This window comes from Streptomyces rugosispiralis (assembly GCF_024505145.1).
Lineage (GTDB): Bacteria > Actinomycetota > Actinomycetes > Streptomycetales > Streptomycetaceae > Streptomyces > Streptomyces rugosispiralis.
The window spans coordinates 867670-889368 of sequence record NZ_JANIAA010000001.1 but is presented as its reverse complement, the minus strand read 5'-3'; the positions used below and the strand labels follow the sequence as shown (position 1 = coordinate 889368).

The 21699-nt window shown below is 74.7% G+C and carries 3 protein-coding genes; all 3 read right to left on the bottom strand.

Features of this window, described 5'->3' with window-relative positions; genetic code table 11:
• Positions 1–135: 135 nt before the first annotated feature.
• Positions 136–339: an MbtH family protein gene (locus tag NP777_RS03865; protein ID WP_256648567.1), complete on the bottom strand. Its 204-nt coding sequence runs from the start codon at positions 337–339 to the stop codon at positions 136–138.
• Between the two features lie 110 nt (positions 340–449).
• Positions 450–1700, bottom strand: a complete 1251-nt coding sequence (locus NP777_RS03860; protein ID WP_256648566.1) for an MFS transporter — start codon at positions 1698–1700, stop codon at positions 450–452.
• A complete protein-coding gene (locus NP777_RS03855) occupies positions 1697–21697 on the bottom strand; it encodes a non-ribosomal peptide synthase/polyketide synthase (RefSeq protein ID WP_256648565.1) in 20001 nt (6666 codons plus the stop codon). Before NP777_RS03855 ends, NP777_RS03860 begins: the two co-directional genes overlap by 4 nt.
• Between the last annotated feature and the right edge of the window lie 2 nt (positions 21698–21699).

Genomic DNA, 21699 nt, shown 5'->3' with positions numbered 1-21699 from the left:
CGTATCCGGGCGTGATCCCTCACGCCGCGGCCGACTGTCCAAAGGATGGTAACCGCGTGATCGTACGGGGAAGTTGAGGGGCCCGGTGCGGCCGGCGCCGGCACGCGCCGGCCGCGCCGTGTTACGAGGCCCGGGTCAGGAGGCCGCGTTGTCCATGCGTTCGCGCAGGCTGCGCGGCCGCATGTCGGTCCACACCTCGTCGACGTACGCGGAGCACTCGTCCTTGGTGCCCTCCTTGCCGACGGCGTGCCAGCCCTCGGGCACCTCGAGGTTGGCGGGCCACAGCGAGTACTGGTCCTCGTCGTTGCGCAGCACCTGGTAGCGGGCGTTGTCGTCCATGGTCGGTCTCTCCTGTCGATGATCGGTCAGGTCGGTCAGGTCGGTCAGGTCGGTCGGATCGGTTGGATCGGTCAGGCCGGGAAAATGGTCGGTGAAGTGGCGGATGGCGGTCAGTCGGCCGGCCGCCCGGCCTCATGGCGGCGGGACAGCGTGCGCAGGGTCGGGCTGACGGTGGCCAGGACGGCCGCGACGGCCATCCCCGCCGAGCAGAGCAGGATCGCCCGGTCGCCCGGCAGGGCCTGGGCGAGCGATCCGCCCAGCGCGGGGCCCGCCGCGCCCGCGGCACCGCAGGCCAGGACGAGTGTGCTGGTGAGCCTGCCGCGCAGCTCGTCCGGGGTGCGCAGCAGTTGGTCGGTCATGATCGCGGTGTTCGCCGTCGGCGGGAACAGCGCGATCAGGGCGAACAGCACCCCGATGAGATAGCCGCTGTCCATCAGCACGGTGACCGGGGCGAGCACGGCCAGCGCCCAGAACGCCGCGATGATCCCGCCGTACGCCCCCAGCCGGCGGTGCAGTACGGGCGCCAGCAGCGCGCCCGCCACCCCGCCCACCCCGAGCATGGCCGCCATCACGCCGACCTCCCCGGAGGGCACCCCCCGGGACTCGGCGAGCACGATGACGACGAGGTAGAAGGCGCTGAAGAACAGGTTGAGCACCACCGCGCACACCACCGTGACCCGGATCCGGCGCTCCCGCCACACCCACCGCAGCCCGGCCAGCGCCTCCCGGCCCAGCGGGCCCGCCCCGACCGCGGACCGCTCCCGCCGGGGCAGCCGGACGAAGAACAGCGCGACGAAGGAGAGCGTGTGCGTCACGGCGTCCACCAGGAAGGGCACGAACCGCCCCACGGCGAACAGGAACCCGCCGGTCGCGGTGCCCGCCAGCTGCCCCATCGAGGCCCGTGCCGTGTTCATCGCCACCGCCGTGGGCAGATGCTCCTCCGCCACCAGACCGGGCAACGACGCGCTCTCCGCCGGTTCGAAGAGGGCCGCGCTCGCCCCGAACACCGCCGCCACGACGACCATGTGCCAGACGGTGACCGCGCCCGCCCACACGGCGGCCACCAGGCTGATGGCCGAGACCGCCTGGGCCGCCTCACAGCCCAGCATGATGGCCTTGCGGTCGTAGCGGTCCACCAGGACACCCGCCGGGAGCCCGGCCACCATCTGCGCGGCGGCGATGGTGCCCATGACCAGACCGGAGGCGGCGCCCGAACCGGTGAGCGCGAGGACCAGCAGCGGAAACGCGATCAGCGCCGTGTGGAAGCCGAACTCCGAGAGCGCCTGACCGCCCCACAGCAGCCGGTAGTCCCGGTTGCGCGACAGCGGAACCGGCGGGGACACCGGCGGGGCCGCGGTCATACGGCGCCCCGGCAGTCCCCGGCGATCCGGCGCAGTGCCTCCGCGAAGTCCCCGGCCACCGCCTCCACGGTCCGCCTCTCGTGCACATCGGGGCGGTAGCGCCAGGTGAAGCCGAGCCGGCCGTCCTGCACCGCGCCCACCACCTCCAGCAGATGGGAGCCGCCCTCGCGTGGATCGTGGTCCTGGCCGAACGAGCCGTGCTCGGCGTGGACCAGACCGCCCTGGGACTCGGCCGACCGGGCGTCCCACTGGCCGAGGTAGTTGAACACGATCTGCGGCCCGGTGCCGTGCCGGGACAGCCGCTCGCGCGGCTCGGGCGGGCCGAAGGCGCGCAGCGCCCCGAAGCCGAAGCCGTTGCCGGGGACGGTCCGCAGCCGCCGCCGCACCGACTTCACCAGCCCTCGCCAGTCGGCGGGTCCGCCCTCGGGGATGTCCGGCAGCTCGAAGGAGACCGGATACATGGTGGTGAACCAGCCCACCGTACGGGAGAGATCGACACCGTCCAGGATGTCCTCGCGCCCATGGCCCTCCAGCTCCACCGACACCCGCTCCTGGCCCGTCCAGCGGGACAGCGCCAGCGCGAGCGCGGCGAGCAGCACATCGTTGATCCGGGTGCGGTAGGCGGTGGGCGCCGAGCGCAGCAGCGCCTCGGTGTCCCGCTCGTCGAGCTCGACCGGCACCGTACCGATCTCGGGCCCAGGCGCGGCCACTTGATGGTCGACCGGCAGCGGCCGGGCGTCGAGGGCCTCGCACCAGTGGTCGGCCTCGTGGTCCAGGCCGCCCCCGGCCACATGCTCCGCGAGCCGCCGCGCCCAGTCGCGGAAGGCGGTGGTCTTGGTGCCGAGGTCCACCGGTTCGCCCCGTACGCCCTGCTGATAGGCGATGTCCAGGTCGTCCAGCAGGATCCGCCAGGACACCCCGTCGATGACCAGATGGTGCGCGGTCAGGAAGAGGAACGGCCGCCTGGCCTCGCCGAAGCGGAACAGCGCGGCTCGCAGCAGCGGCCCCCGGCCCAGGTCGAAGCCCGCGTGGAGGGCGTCGGCCGCCTGCTCCATGGCCGCGTCCGCCTCCCGGGCCGGCAGCCCGGACAGGTCGTGGCGGTCCAGGACGGCGCCGTCGCCGTCCGGTTCCGGGACGTGGCCGTGCCACTCGCCGCCCTCCTCGGTGAACCGGGTGCGCAGCGCGTCATGGTGGGCCAGGAGCGCGGCCAGCGCCCCCTCCAGCGCCTTCTCGTCCGGCTCCTGGTGCAGCTCCAGCAGTGTGGACTGGTTGAAGTGGCGCGGGTTCACGGTGTGGGTGGCGAAGAACCAGCGCTGGATCGGGGTGAGCGGAAGCGACCCGGTCACCGGCTCCGCGCGGCCCTCGTCCCGCTCGGCCGTGGTCACGGTGGCGAGCGCCGCCACCGTCTGATGGGTGAACAGGTCCTTGGTGGTCATCCGCAGCCCGGCCTGCCGGGCGCGGGAGACCACCTGGATGCTGAGGATGGAGTCCCCGCCGAGTTCGAAGAAGTTGTCCTCCACGCCCACCCCCTCCAGGCCGAGCACATCGGCCCAGATGTCCGCGATCCGGTGCTCCATCGGGGTGCGCGGGGCGACATGTCCCGCGCCGGAGGTGACGGGCACCGGGTCCGGATCGGGCAGTGCCCCGCGGTCCACCTTGCCGTTGGCCGTGAGCGGAAGGGCGTCCAGGGTGGCGAACGCCGACGGCACCATATGGGACGGCAGGGTCCGCCCCAGGACGTCGCGCAGCGAGGCGGCGGTCGGCGAGGTGCCCGGCGCCGGGACCACATAGCCCACCAGGCGCTTCCCGCCGGAGGGCTGCTCCGGTGTCGGGGCGGTCTCCCGTACGGCGACCACCGCTTCCCGCACCTCCGGGCTGCGCCGCAGCGCGCTCTCCACCTCGCCCAGTTCGATCCGGAAGCCCCGCACCTTGACCTGGTCGTCGGCCCGGCCCAGGAACACGAGTTCACCGTCGCCGGTCCACCGCACCACATCGCCGGTGCGGTACATCCGGCCGCCCGCCGGGCCGAACGGATCGGCCACGAACCGCGCGGCGGTCAGCCCCGGACGGCCCAGATAGCCGCGCGCCAGGCTCGTGCCCGCCACATACAGCTCCCCGGCCACACCCACCGGCACCGGGCGCAGCGCCTCGTCCAGTACGTAGACCCGGGTGTTCGGGATCGGCCGGCCGATCGGCGGCACCCCCGACCCGGCGGTCAGCGGTCCGGACCAGGTGCTCACCACCGTGGCCTCGGTCGGGCCGTAGGAGTTGACCATCCGCCGCCCAGGTGCCCAGCGGTCCACCAGCTCGGCGGAGCAGGCGTCGGCGCCGACGATGAGGGTTCGCAGATCCGGCAGCGCGGTCCGCCGATCCGTCTCCTCCACGGTGGCCAGCGCGGCCGGGGGGATCAGCGCATGGGTGATCCGCTGCCCGCCGAGCACCTCGGCCAGCCGCTCGCCCAGCAGCGGGCCCTCGTCGCCGATCACCAGCGTCGCGCCACGGGGCAGCGAGACACACAGCTCCAGGACGGAGGCGTCGAAGCTGGGGGAGGAGAACTGCAGCACCCGGTCCCCGGCCCGTACGTCGTAGTGCGCGGCCGCGGCGGCCGAGAAACCGGCCAGCCCGGCATGGGTGACCACGACCGCTTTGGGCACACCGGTGGAGCCGGAGGTGTAGATGACATACGCCGGATGGTCCGGCGTCAGACCACGGAGTGGCGGCGGCCCGGCGGGGCCCTCCTCGGCCCACACCGAGGCCGCGTCGCCGAGCACCACCGAGGGCGCGGCGTCCCGCAGCATGAACGCCACCCGCTCCTTCGGATAGCCGGGGTCGACCGGCAGGAACGCGCCGCCCGCCTTCGCCACGGCCAGCTGCGCCACCAGCATCTCCACCGAACGCGGCAGCACCAGCGCCACCAGCCGCTCCGGCCCCACGCCCCGGCCGATCAGCCGGTGCGCCAGCCGGTTCGCGGCCGTGTCCAGCTCGGCGAAGGTGAGATCGCCCTTCCCGTACCGCACGGCCGTGGCATCCGGCGAGACGGCCACCTGCCGCTCGAACAGCTCGCGCAGCGTGGCCCGGTCCGCCTCCAGCCGGGTGTCGTTCCACTCGACCAGGGTGCGCCGCAGCTCGGCCGGGGTGGCCAGCGGCAGCGCGCCCACCGGCCGCTCGGGATCCTCCGCGATCCCGGCGAGCAGCGCCCGCAGGGCCGTGCCCATCCGCTCCACGGTCGAGGCGTCGAACAGATCGGTGCTGTAGCCGATCAGCCCGCGCAGCACACCTCCCTCGGCCTCGGCGAACTCGAAGGTGAGGTCGAAGGCGGCGGTCCGGCTGTCGAGCTCCACGTCCGCCAGCTCCAGACCGGGCAGCTCAAGCGCCTGCCCCGGGGCGTTCTGCAACACCACCATCGCCTGGAACAGCGGTGTCCGGCTGGTGTCCCGCACCGGCCGCACCTCGTCCACCACCCGCTCGAACGGCACCGCCTGATGGGCGAAGGCGTCCAGCACGGTGCCGCGCACCTCGGCCAGGAAGTCGCCGAAGCGGGCGTGCGGATCGACCGTGGAGCGCAGCACCAGGGTGTTGACGAAGAAGCCGATCAGCCGCTCCACCTCGGGGCGCTCCCGACCCGAGGTGACGGTGCCCACCGCGATGTCCCGTCCGCCGGACAGCCGGGCCAGCAGGATCTGGGCCGCCGCCACCAGCGTCATGAACAGGGTGGTGCCCCGCGCCTGCCCGAACTCCTTGAGGCGTGCGCTCACCCCGGCGGGCACCGTGAACTCCACGGTGTCGCCGTTCTTCGTCCGCACCGCGGGGCGGGGCCGGTCGGTGGGCACCTCCAGCGGCGGCACCCCGGTCAACTGCCGTGTCCAGTAGGCCAGTTCCTCATCCGCCCGGGGAGCCGTGAGTTCGGTCCGCTGCCAGGCTGCGAAGTCCGCGTAACTCACCGGGAGCGGGGGCAGCGCCACGGGCTCGCCGCTCAGCGCCGCCCGGTACAGCTCCCGCAGATCGCCGGTGAGCACACCGGTGGACCAGCCGTCCGTGATGATGTGATGCAGCGTCAGGCTCAGCATGTGCTCCTGGGCGCCGAGCCGGATCAGCCCGGTCCGCAGCAGCGGGCCGCGCCGCAGATCGAACGGGCGCGCCCGTTCGTACGCCAGCAGCTCCCGCAGCTCCGCCTCCCGCTCGGCGGCGGGGAGATGGGACAGGTCGTACGGGTCGAGCCGGATCTCCCGGGGGGCGTGCACGATCTGCACCCCACGGCCGTCCACCGCGTCGAAGGTGGTCCGCAGCGACTCGTGCCGGGCCACCAGCGCGGTCAGCGCCGCACTGAGCGCGGCCACATCGAGGGCTCCCCGCATCCGCAGCGCCAGCGGGGTGATGTACTCGGCGCTGTCGGGGGCGAAGGAGTCCAGGAACCACAGCCGCTGCTGCGGATACGACAGCGGCAGCTCGCCGTCCCGGGCCACCGGTGTGATCGGCGCGGGCCGGTCCGCGCCGCGGCCGTCCGCGCCACCGAGCGCCGCGGCCAGGGCGGCGACGGTCGGATGGGTGAACACCAGACGGGGCGACGGCTCCACCCCGAGCACCTCCCGCAGCCGTGAGGTGAGCCGGATGGAGAGGATCGAGTCGCCACCCAGCTCGAAGAAGTTGTCCCCGGCGCCGACGCGTTCCACCTCCAGCACCTCGGCCCAGACCGCCGCCACGGCCCGTTCGGCCCCCTCGCGCGGCGCCCGGTAGGGCGTCCGGCGGGTGTCCGGGGCGGGGGCGGGCAGCGCCGCGCGGTCCAGCTTCCCGGTGGGGCCGAGCGGCAGCGCCTCCAGCGGGACGACGGCGGACGGCACCATGTAGTCCGGCAGGCGCTCGGCCGCGTACGCCCGCAGCCGGTCACCCTCCACCGGAGCGTCGCCGGCGGCCACCACATAGGCCACCAGCCGCTTGCCGCCGGGGCCGTCCGCGCGGGCCACCACCGCGACATCCGCCACCTCGGGATGCCCGGCCAGCACCCCCTCCACCTCGCCCGGCTCGATCCGGAAACCACGCACCTTGACCTGGTCATCGGCGCGGCCGAGGAACTCCACCGTGCCGTCCGGCCGCCGTCGCGCCAGATCGCCGGTGCGGTACATCCGCTCCCCGGCGGGCCCGTGAGGATCGGGGAGGAACGCCGCGGCGGTCGGTCCTGGGCGGCCGAGGTAGCCACGGGCCACCCCCTCACCGGCGACGAAGAGCTCGCCGACCACACCCGGCGGCACGATCCGCATCCTGGAGTCCAGGACGTGGACCCGCATGTTGTCCAGCGGCCGGCCGATCGGCACCACCTCGGGCACCTCGTCGGCGCGGGACATCGGGAAGTACGTGGCGAAGGTCGTGGTCTCGGTCGGCCCGTAGCCGTCCACCACGGTCAGCCCCGGGCAGCGCTCCAGCACCCGGCGCACCGAGGCCGCGGGCACCACATCGCCGCCGGTCCACACCTCGCGCAACCCCGTGAAGCAGTCCGGCGCGTCCCTGGCCAGCAGCCGGAACAGCCCGGCGGTCAGCCAGAGCCCCGTCACCCCCTGCCCGGCCACCAGACGGCGCACCGCGGCGGCGTCCAGCTCGCCCGATGTCACCACCACCCGGCCACCGTTCAGCAGCGGCACCCACATCTCGTAGGTGGCGGCGTCGAACGCGACCGGCGAATGCAGCGGCACCCGAGCGTGCCCGCCACCGGCGAAGGCACGGTCGAGGGCGAGCGCCGCCACATCGCGATGGCGCACCCCCACGGCCTTCGGCACACCGGTCGACCCGGAGGTGAACATCACATACGCCAGCTGGTCCCGGTGCACCGGCACCGCGGGCGCCACCGGCTCGCCCTCCCGGGCGGCGGCCACCTCCTCCGGCGTCAGCACGACCGCCGCGCCCGCCTGGTCCAGTAGCGTCCGCCGCCGGTCGCGCGGGGCGCGGGCGTCCACCGGTACGTACACCCCACCGGCCCTGACCACCGCGAGCTGGGCCACGACCAGTTCCACCGACCGGTCCATGAGCAGCGCCACCCGGTCCTCGGGACGCACCCCGGACCGCAGCAGATGACCGGCCAGCCGGCCCGCCCACTCGTCGAGTCGGGCATAGCTGAGCGAGGTGGCGCCGTCGGCGACGGCGACGGCGTCCGGGGTGTGGCGGACCCGCTCGGCGAACAGCTCGGCCAGCGAGCCCTCCGGCAGCGGCCGGGCGGTGGCGTTCCACTCGCCGGCCGCCCGCAGCCGCTCCGCCTCCGTCAGCAGCGGCAGCTCGTCCAGCGACCGCCCGGCGCCGTCCGCGATCCCGGTCAGCAGCGTCTCCAGCTGGGCCGCCGCCCGCTCGACCGTGGCCGCGTCGAACAGCGCCGGATCGTAGGCGAGGTCGAAGCCCAGCCGGTCGCCGAGATAGGCGCGCAGACACAGCGGGAAACTGGTGGAGTCCTCGGCCCGCACCTCCCGAACCCGGATCCCGGCCCCGGCCGCCGACGCCTCGTCGAAGGGGTAGTTCTCGAACACCACCATGCTGTCGAAGAGCGCCTCACCGGCCGGGATCGCGCTGAGCGCCTGGATCCTGGGGAGGGCGACGAAGTCGAAGCGGCGGGACTCGCTCTGCTGCTCCTGGAGTTCCCGCAGCCACGCCACGACCTCACGGCCGCCCTCGGCCACGGCCCGGGTGGGGACCGTGTTGATGAACATGCCGACCATCGTCTCCACGCCCGGCAGCCCCTCCGGACGGCCCGAGACGGTGGTGCCGAACACGACGTCGCGCACACCGCCGTACCGTGAGAGCAGCAGCGCCCACGCGCCCTGCACCACCGTGTTGACCGTCAGCCCGCCACCGCGCGCGGTCTCCCGCAGCCGGGCGGACACCTCCTCGGTCAGCTCCAGCCGGGTCAGCGCGGTCGAGGTGGTGCGATGCGCCTCCCGGGGCGGCCGGTCGTACGGCAGCGGCGTGCGGGTGCCGAACCCGGCCAGCACCTCGCGCCAGTGGCGCTCCGCGCGCTCCTGGTCCTGCTCACCCAGCCAGCCCAGGAAGTCCCGGAAGGCCCGGCGCGCGGGCGGCCGGGGCGAACGCCCGGCCACGAGTGCCGCGTAGGTCCCGCACACCTCGGCGAAGACCTGGCCGGTGCTCCAGCCGTCGAGCATCAGATGGTGCGAGGTCCACACCAGCATGACCTCGTCGTCGGGCAGCCCGGCCACCGCGATCCGGCTCAGCGGGGCCGAGGTGAGTTCCATCCCGGCGGCGCGGTCCTCGGCCAGCAGCCGCCGCAGCGCCTCCTCCCGCGCGGACGGCGTCAACTCCCGCCAGTCCAGCCGGACGGTGGGCAGCTCGGCCCGGCGGTGGACGACCTGGACCGGTTCGGCCAGCCCCTCCCAGCGTACGGAGGTGCGTAAGCCCGGCGTACGGTCCACCACCCGCCGCCAGGCGGCCGCGAACGCGTCCGGGTCGGCGATCCCGCCGATCCGGATGGCGATCTGGTCGAAGTAGGCGCCACCGGTGTCCACCAGACCGTGGAAGAGCATGCCCGCCTGGAGCGGGGTCAGCGGATACACGTCCTCCACCGCGCCGCCGTCACCGGCGATCAGATCCACCTGGCGCTGGTCGAGCCGGGCGAGCGGGAAGTCGGACGGGGTGCGCCCGCCCGCGCCGGGCTCCGCGCAGTGCGCGACGATCTCCTTCAGCGCGGCCAGGCAGTCGTCAGCGACCCGGCGCACGGTCGCCTCGTCGTACATCCGGGCCGGATAGCTCCAGCCCAGCTCCAGCCGGCCGTCCTGGACCGCCCCGGTGACCTCCAGCAGACACGGGCGGGTCTCCCCGGGCGCGGCGTCCTGGCCGGTCACCGGGAGGGCGGCGCGGTACAGGCCCGGGGCGCTCTCGTCGGCCGCGGCCACGTCCCACTGGCCGTGGTAGTTGAAGACGATCTGCGGCGACGGACCGTCGCGCAGCTCCGCGGCCGGGGAGCCCTCGGGGGCCGGCTGGCGCAGCGCTCCGTGGCCGAGCCCGTGGTGCGGAACGGCCCGCAGCTGCTCCTTGACGGACCGGAGGGTCTCGCGCCACCCCGCCCCGGCGTCGACGGCCAGCGCGAGCGGGTACTCGGCGGTGAACCAGCCGACCGTACGGGAGAGGTCCAGGTCCTCGAAGAGATCCTCGCGACCGTGTCCCTCCACGCCGATCAGCACGGTGTCCCCGCCGGTCCAGCGCGCCAGGCTGCGGCCGAGCGCGGCGAGCAGTACGTCGTTGATCCGCGTCCGGTAGACGCCGGGGACCTGGCGCAGCAGCGCCTCGGTCTCGGCCCGGCCGAGGACCGTGGTCACCGTGGCCGCCGTCTCATGGGTGTTGGGACCCTCGCGGTCGACGGGGAGCGCGGCGGGCGCGGAGCGCGCCACGCCCGTCCAGTACGCCAGGTCGCCGTCGAGCCCGCCGGAGCGCACATGGTCCGCCAGCCGGGCGGCCCACCGGGTGAAGGCGCTGCTCGGCGGGGGCAGGGCGGGCGCGCCACCGGCGGCGGCGCCCCGGTACGCGGTTTCCAGATCTCCGAGCAGCACCCGCCAGGAGACGCCGTCCACCACCAGATGGTGGGCGGTGAGCAGCAACTCGGGCGCCTGCCCGGGGCCGAAGGTGAACAGCAGCGCCCGCAGCACGGCCCCCTCGGCGATGTCCAGCCCCGTCTGGGCCGCGACCGTGGCCTCCCGTACGGCTTCGGCGCGCCCCGCGTCGTCCAGTCCGGACAGATCGTGCCGCTCCAGAACGCCACCGGGGGCGGTGGGCAGAACCTCCTGCCGCCACTGCCCGTCGACGACCAGGAAGCGGGTGCGCAGCGCGGCGTGGTGCGCCACCAGGGCGTCCACCGCCTGCCGCAGGGCGCCCTCGTCGAGGTCGCCGGTGAGCTCCAGCCGGTGGCTCATGGTGAAGTGGTGCCGGTCCCCGGGCCGCCGCCCGTCCAGGTACCAGTGCTGGATGGGCGTCAGCGGCGCCGGTCCGGCCACCGCCCCGGCCGTCTCGGCGGGCGGCTGCCGCCGGGCCGTCTCGACGCTCAGCGCGAGCTCCGCGACGGTCTGGTGGCGGAAGACGTCCTTGGAGGTGAGCGTCAGCCCGGCCTGGCGGGCGCGGGAGACGATCTGGATGCTCAGGATCGAATCGCCGCCCAGGGCGAAGAAGTTGTCCTCCACCCCCACCGCGGGGACGCCCAGCACCTCGGCCCACACGCCCGCCAGCACCGTCTCGGCGGGGGTCCGGGGCGCCACGTACGGCGAGCCCTGCTCCGGGCGGTCCGGGGGAGCGGGCAGCGCACGCCGGTCCACCTTGCCGCTGTCGGTGCGGGGCATCCGGTCCAGCGTCACGAAGGCGGCCGGGACCATGTAGTCGGGCAGGGTGCGCTTGAGCAGGGCGCGCAGCTCCACCGGGTCGGGAGCGTGGGTCGGGACGCCGGAGCAGGTCACCAGATAGGCCACCAGCCGCCGGTGGCCGGTGTCCTCGCGGGCCACCACCACCGCCTCCTGCACCGCCGGATGGCCCAGCAGCGCGGCCTCGATCTCGCCGGGCTCGATGCGGAACCCGCGGATCTTGAGCTGTTCGTCCGCGCGGCCCAGGAACTCCAGCGTCCCGTCCGCCGTCCAGCGCGCCCGGTCGCCGGTGCGGTACATCCGGCTGCCGGGAGGGCCGTACGGATCGGCGACGAAGTGCGCCGAGGTGAGCCCGGGGCGGCGCAGATAGCCGCGGGCGACCTGCGCCCCGGCCAGATGGAGTTCACCGGGGACACCGGGCGGCACCGGCCGCAGCGCGCCGTCCAGGACGTACGCCCGCAGATTGCGGCCGGGCCGTCCGATGAGCGGACGGTCACCGAGACCGGCCAGCTCGCCGTAGACCGCGTCCACGGCGCATTCGGTGGGCCCGTAGAAGTTGTACGCCGCCACGCCCGGCACCGCGCGCAACTCCCGCCACAGCGCCGCCCCGAGGGCCTCGCCGCCCACCATGACGATCCGGGGACGGTGGCGGTCCCCGGTGAACAGCCCGGCCGCCATCAGCTCATGCAGGTACGACGGGGTGACGTCCAGGAAGTCCAGGCCACGGTCCTCGACCAGCGCCACGAGGGCGGCCGGGTCGAGCCGTATCGCGTCGTCCACCAGATGCACCTCCTGGCCCGAGGCCAGGAACACCGCGCCCTCCCAGGAGGTGTCGAAGGAGAACGCGGCGGTCAGCGCCGAGCGCAGCGGACGGCCCGCCTCGGCCTGGTGTGGGGCGATGAGCCCGGCCCGGTGGTCGAGGCAGAGGTTGACCAGCTGGCGGTGTTCGACGGCGACCCCCTTGGGGCGGCCGGTGGACCCCGAGGTGTAGGTGATGTACGCGGTGTGCTCGGGCAGCAGCGGGGACAGCCGGTCCGCGTCGGTGGGATCGGTGTCCGGCAGCCCGTCGAGGGGCGCGTCGCGCAGGGTTTCGGGGGTGAGGACGACCTCGGGCGCCGCGTCGTCCAGCAGGAACCGCGCGCGTTCGGCGGGCAGTCCGGGGTCCACGTACAGCTGCGTACCGCCCGCCTTGAGGACCGCGAGCAGGGCCACCATCAGATCGGCGGTGCGCGGAAGCCGGACCGCGACCACCTTCTCCGGGCCCACGCCGAGGGCGATCAGATGGTGGGCCAGCCGGTTGGCGGCCGCGTTCAGCCCCGCGAAGTCGTAGGAGGCGTCGGAGGCCACCAGCGCGGTGGCTCCCGGGGCGCGGGCGGCCCGCTCCTCGAAGAGCCCGGGGAAGGTGGTGTCCGGCACGGCGAGCGCGGTGCCGTTCCACTCCTCCAGCACCGTCCGCCGCTCCCCGGCGGTCAGCAGCGGCAGTTCGCCCACCCGCCGCCCGGTGTCCTCGGCCACCGCTCGCAGCAGCAGCCGGAGCTGACGGACCATCCGCTCCACGGTGGCCGCGTCGAACAGATCGGTGTTGTACTCCACGAAGCCGGTCAGGCCGCCGGGGCCCGTCACGAAGTCGAAGCCCAGGTCGAAACCGGCGGTCCGGCCCGGGACCCGTACGGCCTCCACGGTGAGACCGGGCAGGTCGGGCACCTCGGCGCCCAGGTTGTGCAGCGCCACCATGACCTGGAAGAGCGGGGTGCGGCTGGTGTCCCGCTCCGGCTGGAGCGCGTCCACGATCCGCTCGAACGGCACGTCCTGGTGGGCGAAGGCGTCCAGCACGGTGCCCCGCACCCGGGTGAGCAGCTCCTCGAACGGCTCGTCGGCGGCCACCCGGGTGCGCAGCACCAGCGTGTTCACGAACATCCCGACCAGATGCTCCAGTTCGGCCCGCTCCCGCCCCGAGGTCACGGTGCCCACCGCGATGTCCTCCTGCCCCGACCAGCGGGCCAGCAGCACCTGGCAGGTGGCGAGGAGCGTCATGAAGAGGGTGCCGTCGCGGCGCCGCCCGGCCGCGCGCAGCCGCTCCACCAGCGCGGCGGGCAGGGTGAACTCCAGCAGCGCCCCGCATCTGGTCTGCACGGCCGGCCGCGGACGGTCGGTCGGCAGCTCCAGCGGCGCCAGATCCGCCAGCCGCTCCCGCCAGTACTCGAGCTGCGGCTCCATCCGTGCCGCGCCGCCGAGCGGATCACGCTGCCACGCCGCGTAGTCGGCGTACCCCAGCGGCAGCGGGGCGAGCGCGGGCCGCCGCGCCATGACCGCCGCGCCGTACAGCTCGCTGAGGTCGGCGCTGATGACGGCCGTGGACCAGCCGTCCGTGACGATGTGGTGCATCGTCAGGGTGAGCACGTGCTCCTCGTCGTCCAGCCGGATCAGGGACGCCCGCAGCAGCGGCCCGGTGCGCAGGTCGAAGGGGGTGGCGCCGTCCCGCTCCAGCAGCCGCTCCAGCTCCCGCTCGCGCTCGGCGGCGGGGTGGTCCGTCAGGTCGTGCACCGGCAGTGCCACCGGATACGGGGCGTGCACCCGCTGCACCCCGCGGCCGTCCACCTCGGCGAAGGTGGTGCGCAGCGGCTCGTGCCGGGCCACCAGGGCGTCCAGTGCGGTGCGCAGCGCGGCGGTGTCCAGGCGGCCGCGCAGCCGCAGCGCGAACGGCGTCACATACTCCGTGCCGCCGCCGTCGAAGGAGTCCAGGAACCACAGGCGCGCCTGCGCGAAGGACAACGGCAGCTCACCGTCCCGTGGCACGGCCGGGATGGCGTCCGCCGCCCCGCCGTCATCCGGCGTTCCGTCCGTCTCCGGCGCGCTCAGCGCGGCGGCGAGCTCGGCCACGGTGGTGTGGGTGAACAGCGCGCGGGGGGTGACCTCGGCGCCGAAGGCCGCCCGCAGCCGGGAGGCCACCCGGATGGCCAGGATCGAATCGCCGCCCAGGGCGAAGAAGTCGTCCGTCGCCCCGGCCTCCTCGACCGGGAGCACCTCGGCCCACACCCGCGCCACCGTGCGTTCGGCCTCGGTGCGCGGGGCGATCCGCTCGGCGCTCGCCGCGAAGCCGTCGAGGCCGGGCGCCGGCAGCGCACGCCGGTCCAGCTTGCCGTTGGCGGTCAGCGGCAGCGCGGCCAGCGCCACGAACGCCGCCGGGATCATCTGCGCGGGCAGCGACCGCTGGAGGAACTCCCGCAACTCACCGGCCTGTGGTGGCGCGGCCGAACCGGCGGCCACCACATGGGCCACCAGCCGCCGCACCCCGGGCTGGTCCTCCCGCACGGTCACCACCGCGTCGCCGACCCCCGGATGGGCGGCCAGCGCGGCCTCGATCTCCCCGGGCTCGATCCGGAAGCCACGGATCTTCACCTGGTCGTCGGCGCGGCCCAGATACTCCAGCTCGCCGTCCGCGCTCCAGCGGGCCAGGTCGCCGGTGCGGTACATCCGGCTCCCGGCGGGTCCGTACGGATCGGCCACGAAGCGGGACGCGGTCAGGCCCGGACGGCGCAGATAGCCCCGGGCGAGCCCGGCCCCCGCCACATACAGTTCGCCGACCGCCCCCGGTGGCACCGGCTGCAGCGCCTCGTCCAGCACATGGACCCGCAGATCGGGGATGCCGGTGCCGATGGCGCTCGCCGCGACGGACGTGGCGGCGCGGTCCAGCGGGGCGTAGGTGACATGCACGGTGGTCTCGGTGATCCCGTACATGTTGACCAGCACCGGCGAGGTGTCCGGATGCCGGGCGTACCAGCCCGCCAGCCGCCGCGCGTCGAGCGCCTCACCGCCGAACACCACCCGGCGCAGGGCCAGTTGGGCACCCGGACGCTCCTCGTCGGCGCGCATCAGCCCCTGGAAGGCGGACGGCGTCTGGCTGAGCACCGTCACCCCCTCGTCCGCCAGCAGCCGCAGGAAGTCCTCGGGTGAGCGGGAGACGGCGTACGGGACGACCACGAGCCGGCCGCCGTGCAGCAGCGGCCCCCAGATCTCCCAGACGGAGAAGTCGAAGGCGTAGCTGTGGAACAGCGTCCACACATCGCTCGTGTCGTACGCGAACCACTCCCGGGTCCGGGAGAACAGCCGGACCACATTGGAGTGCGGGATCACCACGCCCTTGGGCAGGCCCGTGGACCCGGAGGTGTAGATGGCGTAGGCGGGGCTCTCCGGCAGTGGCCCGGAACCGGCCGGGAGAGTGGCGGGGCGGCGCTCCAGATCGGCGAGCAGGGCGGGGTCGTCCAGGCACAGCCGGGTCACGCGGGGGTCCGCGCCGTCGTCCCCACCCAGCCGTGCCGCGAAGGCCGCGGTGGTCAGCAGGGTCACCGGTTCGGCGTCGGCGAGCATCCGCGCGATCCGGCCGGACGGCTGGTCCGGGTCGAGGGGCAGATAGGCCGCCCCCGTCTTCAGCACCGCCACGATCGCCACGATCATCTCCGGCGAACGGGGCAGCGCCAGCGCCACATACCGCTCCCGCCCGGCGCCCTCGGCGATCAGCCGATGCGCCAACCGGCCCGCCCGCGCGTCGAGTTCGGCGTACGAGAGCGACACTCCGGCGCAGGAGACGGCGATGGCCCCGGGGGCGCGGGCGGCCTGCTCCTCGAACAGCTCCACCAGCGTCCGCTCCGGCGCCTCACCGGCCGCGTCGCCGCCGCCCCAGTCCACCAGGATCCGCCGTCGCTCCTCGGCGGTGGTCCACGGCAGCGCCCGCAGCGGACGGTCGGGGTCGGCCGCGATCGCGGTGAGCAGCCGGCACAGCCGGTCGGCCAGCGCGGCAGCGGTCCGGGCGTCGAACAGCCCCGGGTCATAGCCGAGGTCGAAGCCCAGCCGGTCGGAGAGATGGGCCCGCAGACTCAGGCCGAAGTTGGTGGCGTCGATCGAGCGGACCTCGACGATCCGCAGACCCGCCTCGCGCGCCGAGGAGTCGTCAAAGGGGTAGTTCTCGAAGGCCACCATCGAATCGAAGAGCGGAGTCCCGGCCGGGATCTCGCTCCAGCCCGCCACCTGTGCCAGCGAGACGGATTCGTGACGCCGGGACGCGGACTGCGCCATCTGAAGGTCCCGCAGCCAGTCCCCGGTGTTGCGGGCGGTGTCCACCCGCACCCGGGTCGGCAGGGTGTTGATGAACATCCCCACCATCGACTCGACCCCGGCGAGCTCCGCCGGGCGGCCCGAGACGGTGGTGCCGAAGACCACGTCCTCCTCACCGCCGTACCGGGACAGCAGCAGCGCCCAGGCGCCCTGCACGATCGTGTTGACGGTCAGGCCGCCGCTCCGGGCCGTACGGCGCAGCTCCTCCGACACCTCGGGGGTGAGCGACACCGCCACGGTCGCCGAGGACCGGGCCCGGTGGGACTCCATGGCCTCGCGGTCGGCGGGCAGCGGGGTCGGGGCGGTGAAACCGGCGAGCACATCCCGCCAGTGGCGCTCGGCCTCCTGTCCGTCCCGCCCGTCCAGCCACTGCAGGTAGTCGCGGAACGGGCGGCGGGCGGGGAGCGCCGGAGCACGTCCCTGAGCGGCCGCGGTGTACCGCTCGCACACCTCGGTGAACACCTGCGCCAGGCTCCAGCCGTCCAGGACCAGATGGTGCGAGGTCCACATCAGCGCCACCCGGGCGTCGGTCAGCCGGGCGACGGCCAGCCGCATCAGCGGCGGCGCGGCCAGATCGATGCCCCGGGCCAGATCCTCGGCCCGGAACCGCTCCAGCTCGGCCTCGCGCCGCTCCTCCGGCAGCCCGCGCCAGTCCAGCAGGGTCACGGGCACCCCGGCCCGGTGGCGCACGATCTGCAGCGGCCGCTCGACGCCCTCCCAGACGACGCCGGTACGGAGCACCGGTGTCCGGTCCACCGTCTCCTGCCAGGCGCGGGCGAACGCCTCCGGGTCGCCCACCCCGTCCAGGATCAGCGTGGCCTGGTCGAGGTAGACGTCCTCCTCGCCGCCGACCAGCCGGTGGAAGAGCATGCCCTCCTGAAGCGGGGTCAGCGGATAGACGTCCTCGATCTGGCGTCCGTCGCCCACCAGCCGGTCGACGGCGGCCTGGTCCAGCCGGGCCAGCGGGAAGTCGGAGGGGGTCCGGCCGCCCGCGTCCGGTCCGTCGCAGTGCGCCACGATCTCCCGCAGCGCCGTGAGCATCCCGTCCGCCAGCCCCCGCACCGTGGCCACGTCGTGGACCCGGTCGGAGTACAGCCAGGTCAGCTCCAGCTCACCGTCCGACACCACGGCGGACACATCGAGCGGATACACCGACGGCTCGTCGGCGGCCAGATCCCGCCCCAGGCTCTCCCCGGTGAGCGTGAACGCGCCGCCGTCCCCGCCCGAGTCCCACTGGCCGTGGTAGTTGAAGCAGATGCCCGGCAGCGGCGCGCCGGCGAGCGCCCGCGCGGGGGAGTCCGGGGCGCTGAGATACGCCAGCGCCTCATGGCTCAGCCCCCGGTGCGGCACCGCGCGGAGCTGCTCCTTCACCGACTTCAGCACCGCGCCCCAGCCGTCCCCGGGCAGCGTCAGCGCCACCGGGTACTGGGTGGTGAACCAGCCCACGGTCCGGGACAGGTCGACGGCCGCGTCCAGCTCCTCCCGGCCGTGGCCCTCCATGGCCACCAGCACCCGGTCCTCGCCCGTCCACCCGGCGAGCACCCGCCCCAGGGCGGCGAGGAGCACATCGTTGATCTGCGTGCGGTACGCCCCGGGCACCCGGCGCAGCAGCCCGTCGGTGACCTCGCGGTCGAGCGTCACGCGCACGGTGCGGGTGGACCCGGCGGTGGCCGTGCCGGGACGGTCCACCGGAAGGTCCGTACCGCCCGCCCGCAGTACCCCCTCCCAGTACGGCAGATCGCCGTCCAGCTCGCCCCGCCGCACCCGCTCGCCGAGCCGATGGGCCCAGGTGGTGAAGGAGGTGGAGGCGGGCTCCGGACGCACCGGCTCCCCGGCGGCGGCCTGCCGGTAGGCGCTCTCCAGATCGCCCAGCAGAACGCGCCACGAGACGCTGTCCACGGCCAGGTGGTGCACGGTGAGGAACAGCCGCGGCCGGGCCCCCGCCCCGCGCCGCAGCAGGGCGCCCCGCAGCAACGCCCCGGTGGCCAGGTCGAGTTCGGCACGGGCGGCCTCCGCGGCCGCCTCTGCCGCCGCCGTCCCCTCCGCGCCGCCCAGCCCGGACAGATCGTGGCGGCGCAGCACCGGACCGCCCGGCGCGCCGTCCGCGAGCTGCCGCCACCCGCCGTCCTCGCCCTGGACGAACCGGGTGCGCAGGGCCGGGTGGTGCGCGACCACCGCGTCCAGCGCGGCCTCCAGCGCGCCCTCGTCCAGCTCGTGCGGGAGATCGAGGACCATCGACATGGTGAAGTGGCGCAGCGGGCCGTGGGTGGCGAAGAACCAGTGCTGGATCGGTGTGAGCGGCGCCGGACCCGCCACCTCGGCCGGCTCGTACGCGGCGGCTTCGGGCGCGTCGCGCGGCGCCACGGCCGCGGCCAGCTCGGCGATGGTCTGGTGCAGGAAGACATCCCGCGAGGTGAGCGCGAATCCGGCCTGGCGGGCGCGGGAGACGATCTGGATGCTGAGGATCGAATCGCCGCCCAGCTCGAAGAAGTTGTCGTTCACCCCCACGGTCCGGGCGCCCAGCGCCTCGGCCCAGATCCGCGCCAGCTCCCGCTCCGCCTCGGTACGCGGCGCGGTGGTGTCCCGCTCCGGCCGGTCCGCGTCGAGCCGCGGCGCGGGCAGCGCCCGGCGGTCCAGCTTGCCGCTGGTGTTGAGCGGCATGGCGTCGAGGGCGACGAAGGCACCGGGGACCATATGGCCGGGCAGGGTCCGCCCGAGGGCCGCGCGCAACTCACCGGAGGCGGGCGGCTCACCGCCGGGCGCGGGCACGTAGTAGGCGGCCAGCCGGACGTGGCCGCGGTCGTCGGTCACCGCGACGACGGCCGCCTCGGCGACGGCCGGCAGATCCAGCAACGCCGCCTCGATCTCGCCCGGTTCGATCCGGTGGCCCCGGATCTTCACCTGGTCGTCGGCCCGGCCGAGGTAGTCCAGCTCCCCGTCCGCGGTCCAGCGGGCCAGGTCGCCGGTGCGGTACATCCGGCTCCCGGCGGGCCCGTACGGATCGGCCACGAAGCGGGCCGCGGTCAGCCCCGGACGGCCCCGGTAACCCCGGGCCACCTGCTCACCCGCCAGATACAGCTCACCCGCCACCCCCACCGGCACCGGCTGGAGCCGGGAGTCGAGCACATGGGCGCGCAGATTGCCCAGCGGGCGGCCCACCACCGGGCGCCCCGCGCCGCCGATCCGGGCGGCGAGCGCGTCGACGGTGCACTCGGTCGGACCGTAGAAGTTGTACGCCGTCGTCCCCGGCGTGTCCGCCAGCCGCCGCCACAGCGACGAGCCGATGGCCTCGCCGCCCAGCATCAGCACCCGCGGCCGGTGCCGGGGGTGGTCCAGCAGCCCGGCCGGGAGGAGCTGCCGCAGATACGAGGGGGTGAGGTCGAGGAAGTCGATACGGTGCTCGGCGACGCGTGCCACGAGCGCGGCCGGGTCGAGCCGGGTGGCCTCGTCGATGAGATGCAGCTCATGGCCGTCGGCCAGCAGCAGCAACCCCTCCAGCGAGGTGTCGAAGGAGAACGACGCGGTCAGCGCCGCGCGCAGCGGTCCGCCGCCCGCCTCGGCCACGAAGCCCTCGCGGTGGCCGACCAGCAGATTGACCATCGACCGGTGCTCCACGGCCACCCCCTTCGGGCGGCCGGTGGAGCCCGAGGTGTACAGGACGTAGGCGGCGCCGTCGGGGCGCAGCGCGGCGGTACGGTCCGCGTCCGTGGGATTCGCCACCGGCAGCGTGGCCGGGACGGCGCGCAGGGCGGCCTCGTCGAGCACCAGCGCGGGCTCGGCGTCGGCGAGGAGGAACGCGAGGCGCTCGGCGGGGAGTTCGGGATCGAGCGGCAGATAGACCCCGCCCGCCTTGAGCACACCCAGGATCGCCACGATCATGTCGGAGGTCCGGGGCAGCCGCACCCCGACCACGCGCTCCGGGCCCACGCCCCGGGCGATCAGATGATGCGCCAGCCGGTTGGCGGCCGCGTTCAGCTCCGCGAAGCCGTAGCTGGCATCGGAGGCCACCAGCGCCGTGGCTTCCGGGGTACGGGCCGCCGCCGCCTCGAACACCGCCGGGAACGTGGCCGGTTCGACCGCGAGCACGGGGCCGTGCCCGGCGGCCGACATCCGCCGCCGCTCCCCGTCCGTGAGCAGGGGCAGCTCGCGCACCGGCCGGTCCGGTTCGGCGGCCACCCCGTCGAGCAGCACCAGCAGATGTCCCGCCATCCGCTCGGCGGTCGCCTGGTCGAACAGCTCGGTGCTGTACTCCAGCAGCCCCCGCAGCTCCTCCCCGTCCTCGACGAACTCGACGCTGAGGTCGAAGGTGGCCGACCGGCGCGGCACGGCCACGCCCGTCGCGGCCAGGCCGGACAGCCGGGGCGCGCCCCTCGGCGCGCTGTGCAGCAGCACCATCGCGTCGAACAGCGGATTGCGGCCCGCCTCCCGGCGCGCCCCCACGGCCTCCACCAGCCGCTGGTACGGCGCCTCGTCATGGGCGAAGGCGTCCAGCACCGTGGCCCCGGCGTCGGCCAGCAGCTCGCGGTAGGAACGGGCCGTGTCCACCGCGGAGCGCAGCACCACCGTGTTGACGAAGAAGCCGACGGCGCGCTCGAGTTCGGTGCGGCCACGGCCGGAGGTGACGGTGCCGATGGCGATGTCGTCCTGCCCCGACCAGCGGGCGAACAGCCCCTGGCAGGCGGCGACCAGCGCCGTGAACAGCGTGGTCCGCTCGTGCGCCGCGAGCGCCCGCAGCCGGTCCGCGGTGGCGCGGCCCACGGTGAACTCGTGGATCGCCCCCGCCGAGGTGGGCGCCGCGGGCCGGGGCCGGTCGGTGGGCAGCTCCAGCGGGACGACCCCGTCCAGCCGCCCCTTCCAGTAGTCGAGCTGACGGTCCAGGGCGGCCCCCGAGAGCCGCTCCCGCTGCCACACGGCGAAGTCCGGGTACTGCACCGGCACCGGGGGCAGCGGGTCCGCGCCGGGCCCGGCGTCGTACAGCGCGCACAGCTCGTCCTGCAGCACCCCCATCGACCAGCCGTCGGTGACGATGTGATGGGCCGTGAGCAGCAGTACGTGCGCGTCCTCGGCCAGGCGGATCAGCAGCGCCCGCAGCGCCGGACCGGTCCGCAGCTCGAACGGCCGGGCGTACTCGGCCAGCAGCAGCCGGTCCAGCGCCTCGGCGTCCCCGTCCGCGCCGGTGAGGTCGGCCACCGGCAGCGGGACGTGCGCCGCCGGGCGCACCACCTGGGCGGGCCGTCCGTCGAGGTCGTCGAACGTGGTCCGCAGCGCCTCATGGCGCTCCACCAGGGCGTCCAGCGCCCGGGAGAGCGCCGCCACGTCCAGGGCGCCGGTCAGCCGCAGCGCCAGCGCGCTGTTGTACCCCGCCTCCTCCGGCTGGAGGGTGTGCAGGAACCACAGCCGCTCCTGGGCGAAGGACAGCGGCAGCGGCCGCGCGCGGTCCGCACGGGGGATGGCGTCGGCGCGCCCGGCCTTGCCCGCGAGGCGGCGGCGCAGCGCCTCCCGCAACTCCTCGGGCAGGGCGGATGCGCGATCCTTCCTCGAAGACGTCATGT